The organism is Planococcus sp. MB-3u-03 (genome assembly GCF_002833405.1).
GTDB lineage: Bacteria > Bacillota > Bacilli > Bacillales_A > Planococcaceae > Planococcus.
This window is the reverse complement of the sequence record NZ_CP025135.1, coordinates 2,599,937-2,624,430: the sequence shown is the minus strand read 5'-3', so window position 1 is coordinate 2,624,430 and position 24,494 is coordinate 2,599,937. Positions and strand designations below refer to the sequence as shown.

The window sequence follows — 24,494 nt, the reverse complement described above, 5'->3', positions numbered from 1 at the left end:
CTTAATGGACCTGCATTTTACAGATGAACAATTAATGATGCGCAATATGGTGCGCGATTTTGCAAAAGAAGAAATCATGCCTTTTATCGAACGCATGGAAGAAGGCGAATTCCCGACTGAAATCATCAAGAAAATGGGTGGGCTCGGATTGATGGGCATCACCGCACCTGAAAAATACGGCGGTTCGGAAATGGATTTCACTTCTTATATCACGGCCATCCACGAACTGTCCAAAGCAAGCGGCGTCATCGGCGTCATTCTCTCGGTCCATACATCGGTCGGCACTAACCCGATCATCAATTTCGGGACAGAACAGCAAATCGCAAAATATGTGCCCAAATTGGCGACGGGCGAATATTTGGGCGCTTTCTGTTTGACGGAGCCTTCCGCTGGATCGGATGCAGCGGCGCTGAAAACGCGTACTGTTAAAAAAGACGGAAACTATATCCTAAACGGGTCAAAAGTTTACATCACCAATGGCGGCGAAGCCGATTCGTATATCGTATTCGCATCAACCAATCCGGAAGCTGGCCCTCGCGGAATTTCCGCCTTTATCGTGGAAAAAGATTTCCCAGGGTTTGTCGTCGGGAAAGATGAAAGAAAAATGGGGCTTCACGGTTCGCGGACAGTGCAATTGACGTTCGAGAACATGGAAGTACCGGCTGAAAACCTGCTTGGGGAAGAAGGCAAAGGATTTTCGATCGCGATGGCGAACTTGAACGCCGGACGCATCGGCATCGCTGCACAGGCGCTTGGCATCGCAGAAGCTGCATATGATTACGCAGTAGCCTACGCAAAAGAGCGCGAACAATTCGGCAAACCGATCGCCCAGCAGCAAGGGATCGCATTCAAACTTGCCGATATGGCGACACAAGTCGAAGCGGCAAAACTGCTCGTCTACAATGCAGCCGATATGTACGCAAAAGGCATCGAGTGTAATAAGGAATCGTCGATGGCGAAGTTGTTCGCTTCAAAAGCGGCGATGGATATCACCACAGAAGCCATCCAAGTTTACGGCGGCTATGGCTACACGAAAGACTATCCCGTCGAGCGCTTATTCCGCGACGCCAAAGTGACAGAAATCTACGAAGGCACAAGTGAAATCCAGCGCATCGTCATCAGCAAACAACTACTAAAATAATTGGGGGAAATGACACAATGAACTTTCAACTATCTGAAGAACATAAAATGATCCGCAAAATGGTTCGCGACTTCGCGAAAAACGAGGTTGCTCCGACAGCAGAACAGCGCGACGAAGAAGAAAGCTTCGATATGAAAATCTTCCATCAAATGGCGGAACTTGGTCTGACAGGCATTCCATGGCCGGAAGAATACGGCGGCATCGGTTCGGATTATTTGGCGTATTGCATCGCGGTTGAAGAATTGTCCCGCGTGGACGGTTCTGTCGGCGTTATTCTTTCTGCCCATACTTCACTTGCAGGATGGCCGGTCTATACATTCGGAACGGAAGAGCAAAAGCAGAAATACCTGCGCCCGATGGCAGAAGGCACAAAAGTCGGCGCTTACGGACTAACTGAACCATCTGCAGGGTCAGATGCAGGAAGCATGAAGACCAGCGCAAAAGAAGACGGCGACCATTACGTCTTGAACGGTTCGAAAATCTTCATCACGAACGGCGGAATCGCTGACATCTATGTCGTCTTTGCGGTGACAGATCCAGACTCGAAACATAAAGGCACAACAGCCTTCATCGTCGAGAAAGATTTCGAAGGCTTCTCTGTCGGCAAGAAGGAGAAAAAACTCGGCATCCGTTCAAGCCCAACGACAGAAATCATCTTCGACAACTGCCGTGTGCCAAAAGAAAACGTTCTCGGCGAACTGGGCCAAGGCTTCAAGATCGCCATGCAGACGCTTGACGGCGGACGCAACGGCATCGCAGCACAAGCTGTCGGAATTGCACAAGGCGCGATGGACGCAGCAGTCGATTACGCAAAAGAGCGCGAACAATTCGGCAAGCCGATCGCAGCGAACCAAGGGATTTCATTCAAGCTTGCGGACATGGCGACATCGATCGAAGCATCACGCCTGTTGACGTACCAAGCGGCATGGCTCGAGTCGAACAAATTGTCCTACAGCAAAGAATCCGCCATGGCAAAATTGATGGCTGGCGATACAGCGATGAAAGTAACGACAGAAGCGGTTCAAGTCTTCGGCGGCTACGGCTATACGAAAGATTATCCGGTTGAGCGCTTTATGCGCGATGCGAAAATCACACAAATCTACGAAGGCACACAGGAAGTCCAGCGTTTGGTCATTTCCCGTATGGTCACGAAATAAACGGAGGGTCGGCCTATGACAAAAAAGCGTGAAATTCAGTCCTCCGTGAAAGACGAAAGCCTGATTGAAAAGCGCCGTGAACAAATGATCAGCGGCGCTGTCACGCTTTTTAAAGAAAAGGGCTTTCACCGGACGACGACAAGGGAAATTGCAAAAGCAGCCGGTTTCAGCATCGGCACATTGTATGAATACATCTGCACCAAAGAAGACGTGCTTTATCTTGTGTGCGACTCGATTTACGACGAAGTCAACGCACGGCTCGACCGGCTGGATTTAGAGGAAGGCTCGCTTGAAACGCTGGTGAAAGCACTCGAGCAATACTATACATTGATCGATGATATGCAAGATGAATTTGTCGTCATGTATCAGGAATCCAAATCCTTGCCGAAAGACGCGCTGCGTTATGTGTTGAACAAGGAACTCGAAATGACGGCCTTGTTCGAACGGCTTCTATCGAAATGCGCCGCGTCAGGGGAATTGTCCCTGTCGCAAAAAGAAATCGTCCTGGCTTCCCATCATTTGTTCGTGCAAGGGCAAATGTGGGCGTTCAGGCGCTGGGCGTTAGATGATTACACCATTGGGGAATTTATCGAAATGCAAACGAAGTTTCTACTGCAGGGGATGGCAGGAGAAAAAATCACGATACAGGGGGCTTGATCATAATGGCTACAATTCAAGAAAGCACGACGTACCAGCCGAATCATCATATCCGGTTTGTGACCGCGTCCGCTCTTTTTGACGGTCACGATGCATCGATCAATATTATGCGCCGGATTTTACAGGCAAACGGTGTAGAAGTCATTCATCTCGGGCACAACCGCTCGGTGGAAGAAGTTGTCAATGCAGCGATCCAGGAAGATGTCCAAGGAATCGCCATTTCGTCTTATCAAGGCGGCCATATGGAATACTTCAAATACATGTATGACCTGCTTCAAGAACGCGGAGCAGGACATATCCAAATTTACGGCGGCGGCGGAGGAGTCATTTTGCCGCGCGAAATCCGCGAGCTGGAAGATTACGGCATCGCCGGCATCTTCTCTCCTGAAGACGGGCGTAAAAAAGGATTGCAGGGCATGATCGCGGAAATCGTCGAGAAATGTGATTTTTCGACAGCGAAAGAAGATGTCTCGCTTGATGAGATGTCCGCTGACAATCCGGTAGCCCTGGCAAATGTCATCACAACCGCTGAAGAAGCGCACACGAGAAATCTCGATACAACCGACTTGATGAAAGCGGTACGTGAAAAATCGAAAAACACGCCAGTTCTAGGGATCACCGGAACAGGCGGAGCCGGGAAAAGCTCGTTGACGGACGAGTTGATCCGCCGCTTTTTGACGGAATTGCCGGGCAAGAAAATCGCCATTTTATCGATCGACCCGACGAAACAAAAAACCGGCGGCGCGCTGCTCGGTGACCGCATCCGCATGAACGCGATATTCAATAAGCGTGTCTTTATGAGAAGCCTCGCCACACGTGGGTCGAGAACTGAATTGTCCGCTGCGATCGGCGATGTGCTGGATGTCGTGAGAGCGGCAGGTTTCGATTTGATTGTCGTGGAAACGAGCGGCATCGGGCAAGGCGACGCTGAAATCGCAGGCATTTCCGATGCTTCGATGTACGTCATGACGAGCGAATTCGGTGCGCCGACACAACTCGAGAAAATCGACATGATCGATTACGCCGACCTTATCGTCATCAATAAATATGAGCGCAAAGGCTCGGAAGACGCACGCCGCCAAGTGCAGAAACAATACCAGCGCAGCCACCTGTTATGGGACAAGGACTTGGACGATATGCCGGTATATGGCACCATCGCCAGCCAGTTCAACGACAAAGGGACGAATGCCTTGTTCGCGGCACTCGTCGGCACGCTCAATGAAAAATGCGGCACCGATTGGGAAACGAGCTACGAAGCGTTTGCCAAAACACAAAAAGAGAATTTGATCATCCCGAATGACCGCCGCTACTATTTGCGGGAAATTACGGAAACGGTGCGCGGCTACCACGCGAAAAGCGCAGAGCAAGCTTCATTTGCCCGCCGCTTGTTCCAGCTAGAAGGCGCCATAGAAGAAGTCAAAAAAAACGCGCCGAACGATGCACTGGTCGATTCGTTGGAATCACTTGCTGCAGGCGTGCGCGATGAATTGACGGCAGAATCAAAACGAATTCTCAACAACTGGGAGTCCTTGCAGTCCGATTATGCCGGCGATGAACTTGTCACTAAAGTGCGCGATAAGGAACTGCGCACTTTGCTGCGGACTGAAAGCTTATCAGGCATTAAAATTCCGCGAGTGGCATTGCCGAAATTCAAAGATTACGGCGAAATCCTGCGTTGGGTCTATGCTGAAAACGTGCCGGGTGCATTCCCGTATACAGCTGGCGTATTTCCGTTCAAACGCGCCGGCGAAGATCCAAAGCGCCAGTTCGCGGGAGAAGGAACTCCGGAACGCACGAACAGAAGGTTCCATTATTTGTCAAAAGGTGACGACGCTAAACGCCTGTCGACCGCTTTCGACTCGGTAACATTGTATGGAGAAGACCCAGACCACCGTCCTGATATTTACGGAAAAGTCGGCGAATCGGGAGTTTCCATCTGTACGCTTGAAGACATGAAGAAATTGTACGACGGCTTTGATTTGTGCTTGCCTTCGACATCCGTATCGATGACGATCAACGGGCCTGCGCCGATTATCCTTGCGATGTTCATGAACACAGCAATTGATCAGCAAGTGAAAAAGCGTGAAGAAGAGCTCGGACGCACCTTGGACGTTGAAGAATTCACAGAAGTACGTGAAGCAACATTGCAAGTGGTCCGCGGAACCGTTCAAGCGGATATCTTGAAAGAAGACCAAGGGCAGAACACGTGCATCTTCTCGACGGAATTCGCACTTCGCATGATGGGAGATATCCAGCAATACTTTATCGACCACAAAGTGCGCAATTATTACTCCGTATCGATTTCCGGCTACCATATAGCAGAAGCAGGCGCGAACCCGATTTCCCAATTGGCGTTCACTTTGTCAAACGGCTTCACATACGTTGAGTATTATTTGAGCCGCGGCATGAATATCGATGATTTCGCGCCGAACTTGTCGTTCTTCTTCTCGAACGGCCTCGATCCGGAATACACGGTCATCGGACGCGTGGCACGCCGCATATGGGCAGTTGTTATGCGCGATAAATACGGCGCCAACGAACGCAGCCAGAAACTGAAATATCACGTTCAGACATCCGGCCGCAGCTTGCACGCACAGGAAATCGACTTTAACGATATCCGTACAACTTTACAGGCGCTCATGGCATTGCAGGATAACTGCAACTCGCTCCACACGAACGCTTACGATGAAGCGATCACGACGCCGACAGAAGAATCGGTGCGCCGTGCGATGGCCATCCAGATGATCATCACAAAAGAACATGGATTATCGAAAAACGAAAACCCGTTGCAAGGTGCGTTTGTCGTCGAAGAACTGACCCAGTTGGTCGAAGAGGCCGTCCTCACGGAATTCGACCGCATCGACGACCGCGGCGGCGTTCTTGGCGCAATGGAAACGCAATACCAGCGCGGCAAGATCCAGGAAGAATCCATGCATTATGAAATGAAGAAGCATACCGGCGAATTGCCGATCATCGGGGTCAATACGTATTTGAACCCGAACCCGCAATCGGACGATGACATCAACGCGATGGAAATTGCCCGTGCGACGCAAGAGGAAAAAGAAGCGCAAATTAACAATTTGCGTTCGTTCCAGGAACGCAATCCATCAGATGAAGCCTTGGAACGCTTGAAGCAAGTGGCGAAAACCGGCGGCAATATTTTCGAAGAGCTCATGGAGACAGTCAAAGTCGCAAGCCTTGGCCAAATCACCACAGCACTCTACGAAGTCGGCGGCCAGTATCGCAGAAATATGTAAGATTCCTCCCCTTGCCTGGAAACAGGTGAGGGGATTTTTTTGTGATGCTTGAGCGCAAATAGTCATCCATTAATTCTACTGGGGCGACTGCTTAATTGGACTTGATAGCGAGATGTGTCGATCGTTGTTTGTTTCATCTTTAAATAGCAGCCTCCCGCTTGGGGCTGGCCTCTCACAATGAGCCGAAAAGAACGTTCGTCTCATTATTTCGGCTCGCCCTTGTGCGCGGTTCGGCTTATAGATTTCATTGAAATTTTTGTGTAAAGAAGAGTCTGTGTTCATTCGTTTCATCCGCTTGTGGATGCCGCTTAGCTGGACGGGAGTGTGTGGAGTGAGTTGGACGAGTGAGCGAGGTGAATGGTTCGTTGATTATTTCTTCACAAAGCAAACGCCTCCCGCTTTGGGCTGGCCTCTCGCAATAAGCCAAGAAGACCACTTGTCTCATTGCTTCGGCTCGCCCTTGTGCGCGGTTCGGCTAATAGATTTCACTATACTTTGCATGCGAGGAAGTGTCGCTGTTAATTGTCTTCATCCGCTGGTGGCGACGCTTAGTTGGACTTGATAGCGAGATGTGTCGATCTATGTTAATTTCATCTTTTTCTCTCCGAAATAAAGCTGTCTAAAACTATTCACGCTAATTTCAATGACAGATGAATTTCATTTCCACTCTACACTTAGAGGTGGAGCGGAAATGGCTGACTCCTGGGGGACCGAGCGGGCTGGCGAGACAAATGTGCCGCGCACTTTGGCACATTGGCTCAACACCCGCCCCCCGGAAAGCAGCCATTGGAGCGCAACCTGCCCCACATACATTTACTCTATAAACTTAGTTGTATCGACAACTCGAATCTCATCCGGCACTTCGGTCGATTTGGCGGTTCAAGTCCGTTATAATGGAAGAAGTTGAAACTCTAGAGAAAAGAGATGGATGACACCATGCCCAAAGCTGCCCATTACGCCATCATCATTGCAGCGGTCGTGCTGCTTATTGTACTGTACAATAGAGCGCTCGGCTCGATACCGTTTTTAATCCTGTCCGCCTACTTTTTCTATTTCGGGTGGGATCAGCTTATGCGCAGAAAAAAGAAATCCCGGTAGCGGACAGCAAGGACTTTGTATATAATGGATTAAGTTACGATACAAGAAGGGACGTGCACGAATGAACATCCGTGAATTAACGAAAGAAGAATTGCTAGAAGAGTCGTTCGTCGACTTAACATATGCCATTTTGGAAGAAACCAAAGAAACGAAAACTTTTTCAGAGCTTGTCGCTGAATTGCAGCAATTGATCGGCCTCTCTGAAGAAGAGATGAAGGCGCGTCTTGCACAGTACTACACTGACATGAACATTGATGGCCGCTTCCTGATTCTTGGCGAAAACCGTTGGGGGCTTCGCGAGTGGTATCCGGTCGAGCAGATCGAAGAAGAATCTGCACCGACAGTCAAAGCCCGCAAGAAGAAGAAATCGAAATCGACTGATGATGACTTCGACGATATGGATCTCGAGTTGGAAGACGAATTGGACTTCGAAGATTTCGGCGAAGACGATGGCGATGTTTCTTCAGATGACGACGACGATGACGAAGTGGCTGTCAAAGCACCGGTCGTTGATCTTGATTTCGATTCGACAGATGATGATGACGATGTCGACGAAGTGGAAGATGTCGGTGTGCTCGTAGAAGATCTTGATGGCAACATCATCGACGAAGAGGAAGATGACGAAGAGGAAGAAGAAGAGGATGGGCTGAAGTAGTCTGAACTTTTTTTACCTTGACGGAAACGGCTGTACAGGATAAGATTTTATTGGGCTCCTTAAAATAGGAGAGATGATTCGTATAGCTAACGCGCTCCCCCTGCACGCTTTGCAGGAGGAGCGCTTTTTATTTTTTAGTGCTGCCGACCGGCGGCAAAGACCCGTGCCATCCGCCCTTTTGGATGGCCGAAGCTTTTTCTGGCTGAACACGATTCGGGACTGCAAGTTGTAGAACGATCACATTTTATTTCATTACTCGAGGAGGAAACAGAGCATGACAAAGTATATATTCGTAACAGGTGGAGTGGTTTCATCATTAGGGAAAGGGATCACGGCAGCATCTCTTGGGCGCTTGCTGAAAAACCGCGGACTTAGTGTCACAATCCAGAAATTCGACCCATACATCAATATTGACCCGGGTACGATGAGCCCTTACCAGCACGGGGAAGTGTTCGTTACCGATGACGGCGCGGAAACGGATTTGGACTTGGGCCATTATGAGCGATTCATCGACATCAACTTGAACAAATATTCAAACGTGACGACGGGGAAAGTCTACTCGACAGTCATCCAGAAAGAACGCCGCGGCGATTATTTGGGCGGAACGGTCCAAGTCATCCCACACATCACGAATGAAATCAAAGACCGCCTATTGCGTGCAGCGAAAACGGCGCAAGCCGATGTCGTCATCACGGAAATCGGCGGAACGGTCGGCGATATCGAATCGCTGCCATTCCTAGAAGCCATCCGCCAAATGCGTTCGGACCTCGGTCGCGAGGAAGTTATGTACATCCACTGTACGCTCATTCCTTACCTCGGCGCTGCAAAAGAAATGAAAACGAAACCGACGCAACACAGCGTAAAAGAATTGCGCAGCCTCGGCATCCAGCCAAACCTGATCGTCGTGCGCACGGAATATCCAGTGCCTCAGGACATGAAAGATAAAATCGCGTTGTTCTGCGACATCAAATCCGAAGAAGTCATCGAATCCCGCGATGTTGATGTCATCTATGAAATGCCGCTTCGTTTGCAGGAGCAGCACATGGACCAAATCGTGCTGGATTATTTCGGTATCGAAGCACCAGAAGCGGATATGACAGAATGGAACGAACTCGTCGAGAAAGTGAAATCCTTGAAGAAATCCGTGAAAATCGGCCTTGTCGGTAAATACGTGGAACTCCAGGATGCTTATATTTCCGTCGTGGAATCATTGAAGCATGCCGGTTTCGCATTCGACTCAGACATTGAAGTCGACTGGATCAACGCAGAACATGTCAACGCAGAAAATGTAGCAGAAACACTCAAGGATTGCGACGGCATCCTCGTGCCAGGCGGCTTTGGCGATCGTGGCGTGGAAGGAAAAGTCCTTGCAACGCAATACGCGCGCGAAAACAAAGTGCCGTTCTTCGGTATCTGCCTCGGAATGCAGCTTGCTTCTGTAGAGTATGCACGCAATGTCATGAACTTGGACGGCGCGCATTCGTCTGAACTCGACCCGAAAACTTTGTACCCGGTCATCGACTTGCTGCCAGAACAAAAAGACATCGAAGATTTGGGTGGCACATTGCGTCTTGGCCTTTACCCGGCGAAGCTTGATAAGACCTCGAAAGCGTATGAAGCATACGGAGAAGAGCTCGTTTACGAAAGACACCGCCATCGCTACGAGTTCAACAATGAATTCCGCGAGCAGTTCGAAAAAGCCGGCTTCAAATTCACAGGCACGAGCCCGGATGGCCGCCTCGTTGAAATCATAGAAGTCGCTGACCACCCTTGGTTCGTCGCTTGCCAATTCCACCCGGAATTCATCTCGCGCCCGAACCGTCCGCAGCCATTGTTCCGTGAATTTGTTCGCGCATCTTTGGACAACCAGTAATCAGCATGTGAAAAGCCGCTTCATTTCCTGGAAGGCAGGCATCGATCAGATGGCAAAAGCCTTCCCTATTCCAGGGAAGGCTTTTTTGCGGCTCGTTAATTTGCGAGCATTTCATCAATTGTTAACTTAACGGCATGGTAGACATACAAAGCGCCGAGTCCGTGGGGAATCATGATGCGTCCGCCGTCCTCGCCCGGCAGCAAGCCCTTGTCGATGTTCATGGAAAGAAAAGCATCCGCCGTTTCATTGCCATGGCTTTCAGCTGTCAGCATCGCAAACGGAACGGCGCGTCCGGCCAATTCCTGGGCTAAGGAGTCGCCTTCGTCTTTCCGGGCTAATATCCACACCCGGTCGGCAGTCGACAGTTCAGCGGCGGGGTCGAAACGAACCGCGGATTCGAGCGTCTCGGCGCCGTTCAAAGCACTGGCTGCGACAGCATCGAGTTCGCCGAAAGCAGCCAGATGGATGCGTCCTTCGCCGATGACCGCTTGGGCGAGAAGTCGTGCCATATCTTCGATGGCTTGCTCTTCTTTGGCAATGCGCTGGAACAGGCCGGTCAATTGTGTCGTCAATATTTTCAAATGGGTTCACCTCAAGACGAGTATAGCAGAATGGGCTGCTCGTCGAAAAAGGTGGAAAGGAGCGGCTGATGTGAAAAGGATTCTGATAGTAGATGACCAACAAGGCATCCGCCTGTTATTGAAAGAAGTATTCGAGCGGGAAGGATACGAGACCTTGATTGCCAGCAGCGGGAAAGAGGCGCTTGAGATCACGGAACAGATTTGCCCGCATATCGTGCTGATGGATATGAAAATGCCAGGAATGGATGGCATCGAATTATTGAAGCGGCTGAGAAAGCGCAACAAGAAATGCCAAGTGATCATGATGACGGCTTACGGCGAAATGGGCGTGATCGAAGAGTCGATGAATTGGGGGGTGGTTCGTTATTTCACCAAACCCTTCGATGTTTTCGAACTGCGCGATGCCGTTCGCGAGCTGATTGGTGATTAAACAGGCACCGAGTGGCGAAACAGCGCCATTTTTGATATAGTGAAAAAGATATTGGGCATGTGCCTATTCTGAGGAGGAAAAATAATAATGCCATTAGTTTCGATGAAAGAAATGATGATAAAAGGTAAGAAGGAAGGTTATGCCATCGGGCAATTTAACCTGAATAACCTAGAATTTACACAAGCGATCCTGCAGGCGGCGGAGGAAGAAAAATCCCCGGTCATTTGCGGCGTCTCAGAAGGTGCAGCACGCTATATGGGTGGATTCACGACTGTCGTACATATGGTGAAAGGCCTGATGCATGATTACAATATTACAGTTCCGGTCGCTATCCATTTAGATCATGGTTCCAGTTTTGAAAAATGCAAAGAAGCAATCGATGCAGGTTTCACATCAGTGATGATCGATGCATCGCATCATCCATTTGAAGAAAATATTGAAATTACGCGTAAAGTGGTTGAGTACGCTCACGCTAAAGGCGTTTCCGTAGAAGCGGAACTGGGCATAGTTGGCGGACAGGAAGATGATGTCATCGCAGAAGGCGTCATTTACGCTGATCCAAAAGAATGCCAGACGCTTGTCGAACAGACAGGCATTGATTGCCTAGCGCCAGCGCTCGGCTCGGTCCACGGGCCGTATAAAGGCGAACCGAACCTCGGATTCGCTGAAATGGAAGAAATTTCACAGCTTTGTGATGTCCCGCTTGTCTTGCACGGTGGTACAGGCATCCCGCTGAAAGATGTTCAACGTGCGGTTTCACTTGGCACATCGAAGATCAACGTCAACACGGAAAGCCAACTTGCCGCATCGAAAGCAATCCGCGAAAAATTGGCATCTGATGCAGACGTCTACGATCCACGTAAATACTTGACGCCAGCTCGCGATGCGATCAAAGCGACTGTCATCGGTAAAATGCGCGATTTCGGAAGTTCACAACAAGCAAATTCATAAAAATTTGGGAAGAGAGGCGAATCCGTCTCTTTTTCCACATACAGGAGGAAACCATACATGAAATTTTTCATTGATACAGCAAACTTCGACGAAATTAAAGAAGCACACGCTTGGGGCATTCTCTCGGGTGTCACAACTAACCCATCGCTTGTCGCAAAAGAAAAAGATGTCTCGTTCCACGACCGCCTGAAAGAAATCGCCGACCTTGTCGACGGATCGATCAGCGGCGAAGTCATCGCACTTGATTCAGAAGGCATGATCAAAGAAGGCCGTGAACTGGCTGAACTTGCGCCAAACATCACAGTGAAATTGCCAATGACTCCGGAAGGCTTGAAAGCATGTGCGGTTCTTGCTGGCGAAGGCAAGAAAGTCAATGTCACATTGATCTTCAGCGCCAACCAAGCGCTTCTTGCAGCACGCGCTGGAGCAGCTTACGTTTCACCATTCCTTGGGCGCCTTGATGATATCGGGCACAACGGCATGGATTTGATTGCACAGATTGCTGAGATTTTCGCAATCCACGACATCGATTCAGAAATCATCGCTGCTTCGATCCGCCATCCGCAACACGTGACGGAAGCAGCGCTTAACGGCGCGCATATCGGCACAATGCCGATGAAAGTGCTTGAAATGATGTTCAAGCATCCGTTGACGGATAAAGGTATCGAAGCATTCCTAGCCGATTGGGAAACCCGCTCTGTGAAATAAGGCTGACAGGGAAAAGGAGAAATACAATGGACGTTTATAAAATAAAAGGCGGCAAACGCCTGTCCGGAACGATTAAAGTCAACGGCGCTAAAAACAGCGCTGTGGCTCTGATCCCGGCTTCGATTTTGGCGAATTCGCCAGTATCGATTGAAGGTTTGCCAGAAATATCCGATGTTTGGACACTGAAAAGTATTTTGGAAGAAATTGGAGGATCCGTCACATTCGAAGACGGCGTCATGCAAATCGACCCGACTGAAATGGTCGACATGCCGCTGCCAAACGGCAACGTCAAGAAATTGCGGGCTTCCTACTATATGATGGGCGCGATGCTTGGTCGTTTCAAGCACGCTGCGATCGGCCTTCCAGGAGGCTGTTTCCTTGGGCCGCGCCCAATCGACCAGCATATTAAAGGCTTCGAAGCGCTTGGCGCAAAAGTGGCCAATGAGCACGGGGCGATTTATTTGCGTGCCGACGAACTGCGCGGCGCGAAAATCTACTTGGACGTTGTCAGCGTAGGCGCAACGATCAATATCATGCTCGCTGCCGTTCGCGCGAAAGGGCAGACGGTCATCGAGAATGCGGCGAAAGAGCCGGAAATCATTGACGTCGCGACGCTCTTGACCAATATGGGCGCGAAAATCAAAGGCGCCGGCACCAACGTCATTCGCATCGAAGGCGTAGATGAATTGCACGGCACCAACCATACGATCATTCCTGACCGCATCGAAGCGGGCACATTCATGATCATGGCTGCCGCTGCCGGCGATGGCGTGACGATCGACAACGTCATTCCTTTCCATATGGAAGCCTTAACTGCGAAGCTCCGTGAAATGGGCGTCGAAGTTCAGGAAGATGAAGAATCGATCCATATTCCGAAAACCGAAAACTTGCAGCCGATTGACGTGAAGACCTTGGTCTATCCAGGGTTTGCGACCGATCTGCAGCAACCGTTCTCGGTCTTGATGACACAAGCGCACGGATCTTCGATGATCACCGATACCATTTATTCGGCGCGCTTCAAGCACATCGATGAGCTGCGCCGCATGAACGCGGTCGGGCGCGTCGAAGGGCGTGCTGCCATCATTACCGGGCCGACCCCGTTGAATGCTGCGACCGTTGTCGCCTCTGATCTGCGTGCAGGCGCGGCACTTGTCATCGCCGGCTTACTAGCAGAAGGCGAAACGGAAGTGCGGGAGATTTATCACATCGAACGCGGCTACTCGAACATCATCGAAAAGCTGCGGGGGCTTGGCGCTGACATTCGCCGCGAAACGATCGACCCTGTGGCGAGCGGGAAGTCCGACCTCAGTTCTGACGTGAATTGACTCTCTAAAGGCGTTTGCATATATGCTACAATATAGATGGCATATACAAAGATTGAACGGAGGAAAATGAATTATGGAACGAAGTCTTTCGATGGAATTAGTGCGGATTACAGAAGCGGCAGCAATCGCCTCTTCAAAATGGATGGGCCGCGGCCTGAAAAATGAAGCGGACGATGCGGCAACGGAAGCGATGCGGACCGTATTCGATACGATCCCGATGCGCGGAACCGTCGTAATCGGTGAAGGCGAAATGGACGAAGCACCGATGCTCTACATCGGTGAAAAACTTGGTTCAGGTGACGGCCCTGAAGTGGACGTCGCGGTCGACCCTGTAGAAGGCACGAATATTGTCGCTGCGGGCGGCTGGAATGCAATTGCTGTCCTGGCGATTGCGGACCGTGGAAATTTACTCAATGCACCGGATATGTATATGGACAAAATTGCAGTCGGCCCCGAAGCTGTCGGCAAAATTGACATTAACGCTCCGGTCATCGACAATTTGCGCGCAGTCGCTAAAGCGAAAAACAAGGATATCGAAGACGTTGTTGCCACGATTATTGACCGGCCGCGTCATGCACAGATCATCAAGGAAATTCGCGATGCGGGAGCACGCATCAAATTGATTACTGACGGCGATATCGCCGGTGCGATCAATACAGCTTTCGACCAAACGGGCGTCGACATCCTATTTGGCATCGGCGGAGCTCCGGAAGGGGTTATTTCAGCAGTCGGATTGAAATGCCTCGGCGGTGAATTTCAAGGCAAGCTGGTTCCTCAAGATGACGAGGAAAGACAGCGCTGCTTAGATATGGGCCTTGAAGTCGACAAAGTGTTGATGATGGATGACCTGGTCAAAGGCGACGATGCGATCTTTGCAGCGACAGGGATCACTGACGGAGAACTTCTTCGCGGCGTTCAGCTGAAAGGTTCTTTTGCCGAAAGCCATACCTTGGTCATGCGTGCAAAATCCGGCACGGTTCGTTTTGTCGAAGGGCGCCACAGCCTCAAGAAAAAACCGGATCTCGTCATGAAAGATTGATTTCCATACTCCAAACCTGAGTCCGGCTTTATGCCGGGCTCCTTCTTTAATGACTCCAGAACAAGAGAAATTCCCCAGAAATTCTGAAACTAATGATAAGTGTGGTGTCCAACTAGATGGCAACGATGACAATTTCTGCATTGGAAAATATGACGCTCAAAGAGCTTTATAACTTGGCAAAAGAATACAAGCTGAACAATTACAGCAAACTGACGAAAAAAGAATTGATTTTCGCCATTTTGAAAACTCGTGCGGAACAGGAAGGCTTCTTTTTCATGGAAGGCATCCTGGAAATCATCCAATCGGAAGGCTTCGGGTTCCTCCGCCCGATCAATTATTCACCGAGTTCACAGGATATTTACATTTCCGCTTCCCAAATCCGCCGATTCGACCTTAGAAACGGCGATAAAGTATCCGGAAAAGTCCGTCCGCCAAAAGAAAATGAACGCTATTTCGGGTTGCTTCAAGTAGAAGCCGTCAACGGCGAAGACCCAGAAGTCGCAAAAGAACGCGTCCATTTCCCGGGCTTGACGCCGCTGTATCCGGATCGCCATATCCGCCTAGAAACCGGGCCGGAACATTTATCCACACGCATCATGGATCTTGTGTCGCCGGTCGGCTTCGGCCAGCGCGGCTTGATCGTCGCACCGCCAAAAGCCGGAAAAACGATGTTGTTAAAGGAAATCGCCAATGCCGTAACGACCAACCATCCGGAAGCGGAACTGATCGTGTTGCTGATCGATGAACGGCCGGAAGAAGTCACGGATATCGAACGCTCCGTCGACGCTGATGTAGTGTCTTCGACTTTCGATGAAGTTCCTGAAAACCACGTCAAAGTAGCCGAGCTGGTTCTCGAACGCGCCATGCGCCTTGTCGAGCACAAGCGTGATGTCGTCATCTTGATGGATTCGATCACGCGACTGGCGCGAGCGTATAATCTGGTCATTCCGCCAAGCGGCCGCACGCTTTCCGGCGGGATCGATCCAGCTGCATTCCACCGCCCGAAACGCTTTTTCGGGGCTGCACGCAATATCGAAGAAGGCGGCAGCTTGACGATCCTCGCGACAGCGCTTGTTGATACGGGATCTCGCATGGATGAAGTCATCTACGAAGAGTTCAAGGGTACCGGCAATATGGAGCTGCATCTCGACCGCAGCTTGGCTGAACGCCGCATTTTCCCGGCGCTCGATATCCGCCGTTCCGGCACACGCAAGGAAGAATTGTTGATGGATCCGGAACAACTTGATAAACTATGGACTATCCGAAAAACCTTCTCGGATTCGCCGGACTTTACCGAGCGCTTCATGAAAAAGCTTAGCCATTCGAAGACCAATGAAGAGTTTTTCGGGCAATTGCCAAGAGACAGCAAGTCATCGCGCACTCCGCGAAAGACGAATTGATTGCTTGCAAAATCCCATGAGTTTTGATATGATTATAAGAGTGAAACAAAACAGTACTATTGCATATACGGCCTAACGAGCCGTGTAAGGCAATAGGCAAAATAGATTAAACTCTGTTCCAGATGGTTCAGGGCGGGAGGAGAAAATATTATGAAAACAGGTATTCACCCAGAGTACAAAAAAGCAACAGTGACTTGCTCATGCGGCAACTCATTCGAAACAGGTTCAGTAAAGGAAAACATCAACGTTGAGCTTTGCTCAGAATGTCATCCATTCTATACTGGACGCCAAAAATTCGCAGCTGCAGATGGCCGCGTAGACCGTTTCAACAAAAAATACGGCCTCAAAGAAGAAATCAACAACTAAGTCACTATTATACCCGTCCGTCGCGAAAACGCCGGATGGGTATTTTTTTTCGTCAAGGAACGGAAAAAATCAATTACATAGCAGAAAAATGATAGGCACACCCACCATTTTTGGTATGATATTAACAGCAAATGTTTGAAAGGGGTCTCCACTATGTACGTCATGAAACAGACCGGATGGGTTGAGTTGATCTGTGGAAGCATGTTTTCCGGAAAATCCGAAGAGCTGATCCGCCGCATCCGCCGCGCGCAATTCGCCAAGCAGAAAATTGCGGTATTCAAGCCGAAATTGGATAACCGCTATAGCGAGGAAGCGGTTGTCTCCCATAACGGAACTACGGTCATCGCGCTGCCGATCGGGCATTCCGGCGAGATGAAAGAATATATAACTGACGAATTTGATATCATCGCCATCGATGAAGCGCAATTCTTTGATATGGAAATCGTCGACCATGTGCAAAAATTGGCCGATCACGGCTTCCGCGTAATTGTCGCAGGCCTCGACCAGGATTTCCGTGGCGTGCCGTTCGGTCCGATGCCATCCTTGTTGTCGATCGCGGAGCAAGTGACCAAATTGCAGGCCGTCTGCACGGTGTGTGGATCTCCGCAAGCCGCACACAGCGCCTGATCGACGGCAAGCCTGCCGGTTCGGATGACCCGATCATCTTAGTCGGTGCTTCCGAAGCCTACGAACCGCGCTGCCGCCATCACCATGAAGTCCCAGCCGGTGTTACGGTTACAGAATAAATGTCTGAAACCTAAGCAAAATGAAGCAAAACTGCGGAGACTCCCGCGGGAAAGCGAGAAAGCCGAGACCCGCAAGGCGCAAAGCGACTGAGGAGGCTTGGCGCTCGCCCGCAGGAAAGCGAAGCATTTTGCTGAATGTAGGAAATGTAAAGTTGTAAGTACTATTTATATAGAAGAAACTAGAGGTGAAAACAATGTTTGACCGTTTACAGTCTGTCGAGGACAGATACGACCGTCTCAACGAAATGTTGAGTGACCCGGATATTGTCAGCGATACGAACAAGCTGCGCGATTATTCCAAAGAACAATCCGATCTGCAGGAAACTGTGGAAACGTACCGTGAATATAAGGATGTCCAGACGCAATTGGCCGATTCAAAGCCATGTTTGAGGAAAAATGGATGCCGATATGCGTGAAATGGTCAAAGAAGAAGTCTCTGAACTCGAAGGGCGTTCAAAAGAATTGGAAGAACGCCTTCACATCCTATTGATTCCAAAAGACCCGAACGATGATAAAAACGTCATCATGGAAATCCGCGGTGCAGCAGGCGGCGATGAAGCGGCCCTATTTGCAGGCGATTTGTTCAAGATGTATTCCCGCTTTGCTGAAACTAACGGATGGAAAGTCCAAATCATGGACTCGAACCAGACGGAAATTGGCGGATTTAAGGAATTGGTCTTTATGGTGACCGGCAAAGGCGCTTATTCCAAGCTGAAATACGAAAACGGCGCCCACCGTGTACAGCGTGTTCCTGAAACCGAATCCGGGGGACGCATCCATACTTCGACAGCGACGGTCGCATGTTTGCCGGAAGTAGAAGAAGTCGAAGTCGATATCCACGATAACGATATCCGTGTCGATACCTATGCATCATCAGGTGCAGGGGGCCAATCGGTCAATACGACGATGTCGGCGGTGCGCTTGACGCATTTACCGACAAATATTGTCGTCACGTGCCAAGATGAGAAATCCCAGATCAAGAATAAAGCGAGTGCCATGAAAGTGTTGCGCGCCCGCGTATATGAAAAATTCCAACAAGAAGCACAAGCTGAATATGATTCCGTACGTAAATCCGCTGTCGGTACAGGTGACCGTTCAGAGCGCATCCGCACTTACAACTTCCCGCAAAACCGAGTGACGGACCATCGTATCGGATTGACCATCCAGAAGCTGGATCAAATCCTGCAAGGCAAGATGGATGAAATTGTTGACGCCCTGGTGATCGATGAACAATCAACGAGGATGGAGAGTTTGAACAATGAACAAAGTTGAAACCTTAACGACAGTGGAATTTGTATATGAAGCCTTGGAGCAAGCGACAAATTATGTAAAGCAATACGGCCGTGAAGAAACGCCGGCCCGTATTCTGTTGCAGCATGAATTGGGAGTGGATTACTCCGGTTTGGTCGCAGCAATGCGCGATAAAATCGAAGAGCGCCAATTTGAAGCCTATTGGGCCAATGTCGAAGAATTGGTTGAAGGCGTACCCGTCCAGCATTTGACGGGCATTGAACAATTTTACGGCAGAACCTTCCAAGTTTCGCCAGCTGTTCTCATCCCACGCCCGGAAACAGAAGAGCTGATCGAAGAAACCTTGAAGTTGAAGCGTGAGCTTTTCGGTACGGAAGAAGTACAGGCAGCTGATATCGGAACAGGCAGCGGAGTCATTGCGATCACCTTGAAATGCGAATTGCCTGAAGCGGAAGTGATGGCGACGGATATTTCCGAAGAAGCCTTGTTCATGGCGGAACGCAATGCTGAATCTTTGAGCGCAGATGTCCATTTCACAAAAGGGGACCTAGCAGCGCCGCTTGCGGGGAGAAAATGGGATATCATCCTGTCCAACCCGCCGTACATCGCCCATCACGAAGCGCCGGGCTTGTCTGATACCGTTCGCGAATTCGAGCCGCATGAAGCTTTATTCGCAGACAGCAACGGGCTTGCGGCTTACGAAACATTGGCAGAACAAGTACCTGGATTGATCAGCCGCCCAGGCATCATCGGGCTTGAAATCGGCAGCAGCCAAGGTGCCGCTGTAACGGAATTGTTCCAAAAAGCCTTGCCTGAAGCACGCGTCTATTGCAAAAAAGATATCAACAAACACGACCGCATGGTATTTTGTATTTTAGAGTAATTTGTGCACAAATCACCTGATGTTAAGGGGTGTTATCCACAAAATGTGGATATTGTCGCCAAAACCTTATTGTACTGGAGATGTTTAGGTGGAAACAAAAACAATTCTTGTGGATGAACATGTGAATAACGATGAAAGTTATGCACAAGCTGTGGATTATATTCGCGGGGGAGAAGTCGTTGCATTTCCGACCGAAACCGTTTACGGCCTCGGCGCGGATGCGATGAACGCGACCGCTGTCGATAAAATCTTCGCAGCGAAAGGCCGCCCAACCGACAATCCATTGATTGTTCATGTGGATTCCAAAGAAACCGCCTTGGAGTATGTCGAAGATGTTCCGGAAAAAGCCCTGCAATGTATGGATGCTTTTTGGCCGGGGGCACTGACTTTGATCATGCAGGCGAAACCGGATACCTTTGCTTCTAACGTAACAGCAGGCTTGCCGACAGTAGGCATTCGCGTACCGAACCATCCGGTTGCGTTGAATTTATTAAAACGCCTGAAGCAGCCAGTCGCAGCACCGAGCGCCAATACGAGTGGAAAACCGAGCCCGACTTTGGCTGAGCATGTCTATTTCGATATGAACGGCAAGATTCCGCTCATTTTGGACGGTGGACCGACACAGGTCGGCATCGAATCGACCGTGCTCGACATGACGAGTGCACCGCCTGTTATCCTGCGCCCAGGCCAAGTAACGAAAGAACAATTGGAAGAAGTGATCGGCACGGTCCGTTTGTCTTCCGAGACAAAAGGCAATACGCCGAAATCGCCCGGCATGAAATATGCCCATTATGCACCGGCTGCTCCGCTTTATTTGATCGAGCACAATAGCAAGCTCATCGAAAAAGCAATTGACCATATCCACGGCAAGAAGAAAAAAATCGCTGTACTGAGCCGTGAGGATTTCGAGACAGCTGATTATTGCTTCCCGCTTGCTGTGGATAAGTTATACGACAGCTTGCGCAGATGCGACCAGACGGATGCTGATTTGATACTGGCATGCGTGTTGCCGGAAAATGAAGACGCTGCCCTGATGAACCGCCTGGAAAAAGCAGCGGATCATAAATGGTTCAGTTGATTCAAGCAAGTGAATTAGATGACAGAATGCAAAGCCACTGGGAAATTCCCCAGTGGTTTTTTTGTTGTTTTAAATAAGGGAGAGGGGGGAGATTCCGCTGTAAAGGGCACGCTTGGGCCTGCAGGATGCAGGTCATGCAGCTGATGCGATAGGACGTCGACATTTTGAAGATGGATAGTGGGGCTGTTAGTGGAAGAGATTCCGCTACAAGGGGCACGCTTGCCGAGGGGCGGGTGTTGAGCCAATGTGCCGCAAAGAGCGCGGCACATTTGTCTCGCCAGCCCGCGCGGTCCCTCAGGCGTCGGCCCCTTTCCGCTCCATCTCTAATTTTAGAGAGGAAATGAAATGCATTTGGCACTGCACTTAGTGCGAATAATTTTGTTCTGCTGCGTAAGTCCAAATTGGATAGCTATGGCAACTTCACCACTAGCAAGTCTAGCTAAGCATCTCCACCAACAGATGCATCTAATCAACACCGATACTTTCTCGCACACAACATCCAATGAAATCTAAAAGCCGAACCGCGCACAAGGGCGAGCCGAAGCCATGAGTCAAGCGTTCTTCTTGGCTCATGGCGGGAGGCCAGCCCAAAGCGGGAGGCGACTAGTTCGTGATGAAATGTCCAATAGACAATCGATCTCGCTCTCAAGTCCAGCTAAGCAGCGACAACCAGTGGATGAAGATACTCAACAGTGGCCCTTCTTCGCATGCCCAAAGGGGGAGGCGGCTGCTTCACGTAGAAAAGATCAATGAACAATGTAATTCACTCTCCAGTCCAGCTATCCACAAAACTCCAACACATTCCAGCACAATCCGCATCCATACAATAGCTCGATAAAATGCGGTATAATAATAGGTAGACACACGCTAATCTGGAGAGTTCATTGAACGCAAAAGATGGCGACACAGAAGCTTGGATAAGGGGGGATTAGATGAAGATTTTATTCGTCTGCACGGGAAATACGTGCCGCAGCCCGATGGCGGAAGCGATTGTGCACACCCGTGACATCGAGGGAATAGAAGCCCGCTCGGCCGGGATCTATGCGGGGCAAGCGCCGCTATCAGCCAATGCACAGAAAGTATTGAGCGAGCAGTCCATCAAATTCGACCATATCTCGAAGCCGCTCGGCCCGCGCGATGTGGAATGGGCGGAGTTGATCTTGACGATGACTTATTCGCATAAGATGGCGCTCATGCAATACTATCCAGAAGTAGCGACAAAGCTGCACACGGTGAAGGAATTTGCGGAAGGCTCGACTGGAGATGTCAGCGATCCTTACGGAGGTTCCTTGGCTGATTACCGCGAGACGTATCAAGAGTTGGAACAATTGATCGACAAGATGGCAAAGCAATTAGACATCATGTAACTGGAAAGAGCTGTCCAAGAGCATAACTGCATGTGCTTCGGGACAGTTTTTTTCGATTGCCGCACGCGAAGATTTCAGTTGCAGAAAGCAGGCGTGAGGAAGTAACATGGAACTGTTCAAAAATGTTAGAATTAAATAAAAGCGGCGGCGCTGATTTGAGCACTGTCTGCTAAATGAAAACGAAAAGAGGGTTAATCATGAGAATAGCAATTTCATCAGACCACGGCGGCAATAATTTGCGCAAAGAGATAGTCAATCTATTGAATGAGCTTGGGATTGAATACAAAGACTTTGGGCCGCAAACGGACGACTCTGTCGACTATCCGGATTATGCACAACCGGTAGCGGAAGGTGTCGCAAGCGGAGAATTCGATAAAGGCATTTTGATTTGCGGGACAGGAATCGGCATGTCGATTTCCGCTAATAAAGTAAAAGGCATCCGCTGCGCGCTCGTACATGATGTATTCAGCGCGAAAGCGACGCGTGAGCATAACGATTCGAATATCTTGGCGATGGGCGAACGTGTCATCGGACCAGGGCTTGCGCAAGAAATTGCGAAAACATGGCTGACTACTGATTTTGAAGGCGGCCGTCATGAAAACCGTGTACAGAAAATCAGCGCACTCGAAAACTAAGGAGGAGTAAGCATGCAAAGCTTATGGCAGTTGCAGCTTGAAGAAGTTCTCAGAGAATTGGAGCAACAGATTGCATTCAAGGAAGGCCAATTATTCGTCGTCGGTTGTTCGACTTCTGAAGTGGCCGGCGAGCGCATCGGCACAGGCGGTGGGCTCGATATTGCAGAAAGCCTGTTCGAACCGTTGCGCGCGTTTGCAGAACGACACGGATTGTTTCTGGCGTTTCAAGGCTGTGAGCATATTAACCGCGCGCTGACCATTGAGCGTGCAGCTGCCGAACGCTATGGCTTGGAGCCGGTATCGGTAGTGCCGGTGGCAAAAGCAGGCGGATCGATGAGTGCTTACGCCTTCATGAATATGAGTGACCCTGTCGTCGTCGAGGAAATTGCTGCCCACGCCGGAGTGGACATCGGGCAGACGATGATCGGCATGCATTTAAAAAGAGTCGCCGTTCCGGTGCGGACTTCTGTTAAACTAATAGGGGAAGCGATCGTATCAAGTGCGACGACACGTCCGAAATTGATCGGCGGTGTCCGTGCGAGCTATGATCGCCAGGTTCTTCAATCACGGGAGGGAAAGACAGATGGAATTGATTAAGGCGCAGGATCAGGCAGTATATGAAGCAATGAACGCGGAAAAAGAACGCCAAGAAGCGAATATCGAGTTGATCGCATCGGAAAACTTTGTATCCCAGGCAGTTATGGATGCACAAGGATCCGTGTTGACCAATAAATACGCAGAAGGCTATCCGGGCAAACGCTATTACGGCGGTTGTGAATTTGTAGATGTAGTGGAAAATATCGCACGTGACCGCTTGAAAGAAATTTTCGGCGCAGACCATGCAAACGTCCAGCCTCACTCTGGTTCACAGGCTAATATGGCTGTCTACACAGCGATGCTTGAACAAGGCGACACGGTTCTTGGCATGAACTTGAATCACGGCGGACATTTGACGCACGGCAGCAAAGTCAACTTCAGCGGCATGCAGTATAATTTCGTCGAGTACGGCGTCGATAAAGATACGCAATTGCTCGATTACGAAGCAGTTCGCCAGGCAGCTCTTGAGCACAAGCCGAAAATGATCGTTGCCGGCGCAAGTGCATATTCCCGCACATTGGATTTCGCGAAATTCCGTGAAATCGCTGATGAAGTCGGCGCGTACCTAATGGTCGACATGGCGCATATTGCAGGGCTTGTCGCAACCGGTGCACATCCGAACCCAGTGCCTCATGCACATTTTGTTACTTCCACTACCCATAAAACATTGCGCGGCCCTCGCGGCGGCTTGATTCTTTGCAAAGAAGAATTTGCGAAAAAAATCGACAAAATCATTTTCCCTGGCATCCAGGGCGGCCCGTTGATGCACGTCATTGCGGCAAAAGCCGTTGCTTTCGGCGAAGCCCAGAAGCCAGAGTTCAAAGACTATATCGACCAGGTCGTCAAAAATGCGAATGTCTTGGCTGATAGCCTAACAGCTAAAGGTGTCGACATCGTTTCCGGCGGCACAGACAACCATCTATTGCTACTCGACCTCCGTTCACTTAACTTGACGGGCAAAGTAGCGGAACATGTGTTGGATGAAGTCGGCATCACGACTAATAAAAACACAATTCCGTTCGATCCGGAAAGCCCATTCGTCACATCCGGCATCCGGCTCGGAACAGCAGCCGTCACATCCCGTGGTTTCAAAGAAGAAGAAATGAAGGAAATCGCTTCAATCATGGCGCTTCTATTGAAAAATCCGGAAGACGAAGCTGTGAAGAAGGAAGCCGCTGAGCGTACAGCAAAATTGACAGCTGCCCATCCTTTGTATAAATAAGCAGTTGATTATTTAGATGAATATTGAAATGAATAAAGCCGCCGCATGCATTGGCGGCTTTTTCACCATACATAATG

21 protein-coding genes and 2 pseudogenes are annotated in these 24,494 nt (G+C 49.8%); 22 read left to right on the top strand and 1 reads right to left on the bottom strand.

The features are described 5' to 3' along the window. Window positions 1–4: 4 nt before the first annotated feature. The 7 genes from CW734_RS14385 (at window position 5) to CW734_RS14360 (ending at window position 9,838) form a co-directional block, all read left to right on the top strand. Window positions 5–1,141 (top strand): acyl-CoA dehydrogenase, encoded by a 1,137-nt coding sequence (locus CW734_RS14385; RefSeq protein WP_101191301.1) that lies wholly within the window; start codon window positions 5–7, stop codon window positions 1,139–1,141. 17 nt (window positions 1,142–1,158) lie between these two features. Further along, window positions 1,159–2,298, top strand: a complete 1,140-nt coding sequence (locus CW734_RS14380) for an acyl-CoA dehydrogenase (protein WP_058382939.1) — start codon at window positions 1,159–1,161, stop codon at window positions 2,296–2,298. Between the two features lie 15 nt (window positions 2,299–2,313). Continuing rightward, a complete protein-coding gene (locus CW734_RS14375) occupies window positions 2,314–2,955 on the top strand; it encodes a TetR/AcrR family transcriptional regulator (protein ID WP_101191299.1) in 642 nt (213 codons plus the stop codon). Window positions 2,956–2,960: 5 nt separating this feature from the next. Then, entirely contained in the window at window positions 2,961–6,212 is a 3,252-nt protein-coding gene (gene icmF / locus CW734_RS14370; protein WP_101191297.1) for a fused isobutyryl-CoA mutase/GTPase IcmF, read from the top strand. 924 nt (window positions 6,213–7,136) lie between these two features. After that, window positions 7,137–7,310, top strand: a complete 174-nt coding sequence (locus tag CW734_RS18380; RefSeq protein ID WP_157824170.1) for a hypothetical protein — start codon at window positions 7,137–7,139, stop codon at window positions 7,308–7,310. A 61-nt stretch (window positions 7,311–7,371) separates the two neighbouring features. Beyond that, entirely contained in the window at window positions 7,372–7,965 is a 594-nt protein-coding gene (rpoE, locus tag CW734_RS14365; protein WP_101191295.1) for a DNA-directed RNA polymerase subunit delta, read from the top strand. 274 nt (window positions 7,966–8,239) lie between these two features. After that, window positions 8,240–9,838: a CTP synthase gene (locus CW734_RS14360; protein ID WP_101191293.1), complete on the top strand. Its 1,599-nt coding sequence runs from the start codon at window positions 8,240–8,242 to the stop codon at window positions 9,836–9,838. A 95-nt stretch (window positions 9,839–9,933) separates the two neighbouring features. On the opposite strand, the gene CW734_RS14355 is transcribed toward CW734_RS14360, so the two are convergent. Beyond that, the gene (locus CW734_RS14355; RefSeq protein WP_101191291.1) at window positions 9,934–10,419 is read right to left on the bottom strand and encodes a DUF2529 family protein; all 486 of its coding nucleotides are present in this window, start codon (window positions 10,417–10,419) and stop codon (window positions 9,934–9,936) included. A gap of 70 nt (window positions 10,420–10,489) precedes the next feature. On the opposite strand from CW734_RS14355, the gene CW734_RS14350 reads away from it, so the two are divergent. From CW734_RS14350 to glyA, 15 genes and pseudogenes are all read left to right on the top strand, one after another. Further along, on the top strand, window positions 10,490–10,849 hold the full coding sequence (locus tag CW734_RS14350; RefSeq protein WP_101191289.1) for a response regulator: 360 nt from the start codon (window positions 10,490–10,492) through the stop codon (window positions 10,847–10,849). A gap of 87 nt (window positions 10,850–10,936) precedes the next feature. Next, window positions 10,937–11,800: a class II fructose-bisphosphate aldolase gene (locus tag CW734_RS14345; protein ID WP_068487016.1), complete on the top strand. Its 864-nt coding sequence runs from the start codon at window positions 10,937–10,939 to the stop codon at window positions 11,798–11,800. Window positions 11,801–11,857: 57 nt separating this feature from the next. Next, complete coding sequence (gene fsa / locus CW734_RS14340; protein WP_058382947.1) at window positions 11,858–12,508, top strand: fructose-6-phosphate aldolase; 651 nt, start codon at window positions 11,858–11,860, stop codon at window positions 12,506–12,508. A 26-nt stretch (window positions 12,509–12,534) separates the two neighbouring features. Then, the gene (locus CW734_RS14335) at window positions 12,535–13,833 is read left to right on the top strand and encodes a UDP-N-acetylglucosamine 1-carboxyvinyltransferase (protein WP_101191287.1); all 1,299 of its coding nucleotides are present in this window, start codon (window positions 12,535–12,537) and stop codon (window positions 13,831–13,833) included. A gap of 73 nt (window positions 13,834–13,906) precedes the next feature. After that, window positions 13,907–14,872: a class II fructose-bisphosphatase gene (glpX, locus tag CW734_RS14330; RefSeq protein ID WP_101191286.1), complete on the top strand. Its 966-nt coding sequence runs from the start codon at window positions 13,907–13,909 to the stop codon at window positions 14,870–14,872. Window positions 14,873–14,988: 116 nt separating this feature from the next. Beyond that, window positions 14,989–16,272 (top strand): transcription termination factor Rho, encoded by a 1,284-nt coding sequence (gene rho, locus CW734_RS14325; RefSeq protein ID WP_101191284.1) that lies wholly within the window; start codon window positions 14,989–14,991, stop codon window positions 16,270–16,272. A gap of 150 nt (window positions 16,273–16,422) precedes the next feature. Then, complete coding sequence (rpmE, locus tag CW734_RS14320) at window positions 16,423–16,638, top strand: 50S ribosomal protein L31 (protein WP_058382951.1); 216 nt, start codon at window positions 16,423–16,425, stop codon at window positions 16,636–16,638. Window positions 16,639–16,791: 153 nt separating this feature from the next. Next, a pseudogene (locus tag CW734_RS14315) lies at window positions 16,792–17,384 on the top strand (thymidine kinase). Window positions 17,385–17,578: 194 nt separating this feature from the next. Next, window positions 17,579–18,656, top strand: a pseudogene (gene prfA, locus CW734_RS14310) (peptide chain release factor 1). Beyond that, complete coding sequence (gene prmC / locus CW734_RS14305) at window positions 18,643–19,518, top strand: peptide chain release factor N(5)-glutamine methyltransferase (RefSeq protein ID WP_101191282.1); 876 nt, start codon at window positions 18,643–18,645, stop codon at window positions 19,516–19,518. The pseudogene prfA and the gene prmC overlap by 14 nt, the downstream one beginning before the upstream one ends. An 88-nt stretch (window positions 19,519–19,606) precedes the next feature. Further along, on the top strand, window positions 19,607–20,596 hold the full coding sequence (locus tag CW734_RS14300; protein WP_101191280.1) for an L-threonylcarbamoyladenylate synthase: 990 nt from the start codon (window positions 19,607–19,609) through the stop codon (window positions 20,594–20,596). Window positions 20,597–21,528: 932 nt separating this feature from the next. Next, on the top strand, window positions 21,529–21,963 hold the full coding sequence (locus CW734_RS14295) for a low molecular weight protein arginine phosphatase (protein ID WP_101191278.1): 435 nt from the start codon (window positions 21,529–21,531) through the stop codon (window positions 21,961–21,963). A gap of 197 nt (window positions 21,964–22,160) precedes the next feature. After that, window positions 22,161–22,598, top strand: coding sequence for a ribose 5-phosphate isomerase B (rpiB, locus tag CW734_RS14290; protein ID WP_101191276.1), 438 nt, complete (start codon window positions 22,161–22,163; stop codon window positions 22,596–22,598). A gap of 12 nt (window positions 22,599–22,610) precedes the next feature. Further along, complete coding sequence (locus CW734_RS14285; RefSeq protein ID WP_101191275.1) at window positions 22,611–23,195, top strand: TIGR01440 family protein; 585 nt, start codon at window positions 22,611–22,613, stop codon at window positions 23,193–23,195. Next, window positions 23,182–24,417, top strand: coding sequence for a serine hydroxymethyltransferase (gene glyA, locus CW734_RS14280; RefSeq protein ID WP_101191273.1), 1,236 nt, complete (start codon window positions 23,182–23,184; stop codon window positions 24,415–24,417). Before CW734_RS14285 ends, glyA begins: the two co-directional genes overlap by 14 nt. Window positions 24,418–24,494: the final 77 nt, after the last annotated feature.

Coding starts and splice junctions, on each gene's coding strand:
- CW734_RS14385 (WP_101191301.1), top strand. CDS start 5: ATGGACCTGCATTTTACAGATGAACAATTAATGATGCGCAATATGGTG.
- CW734_RS14380 (WP_058382939.1), top strand. CDS start 1,159: ATGAACTTTCAACTATCTGAAGAACATAAAATGATCCGCAAAATGGTT.
- CW734_RS14375 (WP_101191299.1), top strand. CDS start 2,314: ATGACAAAAAAGCGTGAAATTCAGTCCTCCGTGAAAGACGAAAGCCTG.
- icmF (WP_101191297.1), top strand. CDS start 2,961: ATGGCTACAATTCAAGAAAGCACGACGTACCAGCCGAATCATCATATC.
- CW734_RS18380 (WP_157824170.1), top strand. CDS start 7,137: ATGGATGACACCATGCCCAAAGCTGCCCATTACGCCATCATCATTGCA.
- rpoE (WP_101191295.1), top strand. CDS start 7,372: ATGAACATCCGTGAATTAACGAAAGAAGAATTGCTAGAAGAGTCGTTC.
- CW734_RS14360 (WP_101191293.1), top strand. CDS start 8,240: ATGACAAAGTATATATTCGTAACAGGTGGAGTGGTTTCATCATTAGGG.
- CW734_RS14345 (WP_068487016.1), top strand. CDS start 10,937: ATGCCATTAGTTTCGATGAAAGAAATGATGATAAAAGGTAAGAAGGAA.
- fsa (WP_058382947.1), top strand. CDS start 11,858: ATGAAATTTTTCATTGATACAGCAAACTTCGACGAAATTAAAGAAGCA.
- CW734_RS14335 (WP_101191287.1), top strand. CDS start 12,535: ATGGACGTTTATAAAATAAAAGGCGGCAAACGCCTGTCCGGAACGATT.
- glpX (WP_101191286.1), top strand. CDS start 13,907: ATGGAACGAAGTCTTTCGATGGAATTAGTGCGGATTACAGAAGCGGCA.
- rho (WP_101191284.1), top strand. CDS start 14,989: ATGGCAACGATGACAATTTCTGCATTGGAAAATATGACGCTCAAAGAG.
- rpmE (WP_058382951.1), top strand. CDS start 16,423: ATGAAAACAGGTATTCACCCAGAGTACAAAAAAGCAACAGTGACTTGC.
- prmC (WP_101191282.1), top strand. CDS start 18,643: ATGAACAAAGTTGAAACCTTAACGACAGTGGAATTTGTATATGAAGCC.
- CW734_RS14295 (WP_101191278.1), top strand. CDS start 21,529: ATGAAGATTTTATTCGTCTGCACGGGAAATACGTGCCGCAGCCCGATG.
- rpiB (WP_101191276.1), top strand. CDS start 22,161: ATGAGAATAGCAATTTCATCAGACCACGGCGGCAATAATTTGCGCAAA.
- CW734_RS14285 (WP_101191275.1), top strand. CDS start 22,611: ATGCAAAGCTTATGGCAGTTGCAGCTTGAAGAAGTTCTCAGAGAATTG.
- glyA (WP_101191273.1), top strand. CDS start 23,182: ATGGAATTGATTAAGGCGCAGGATCAGGCAGTATATGAAGCAATGAAC.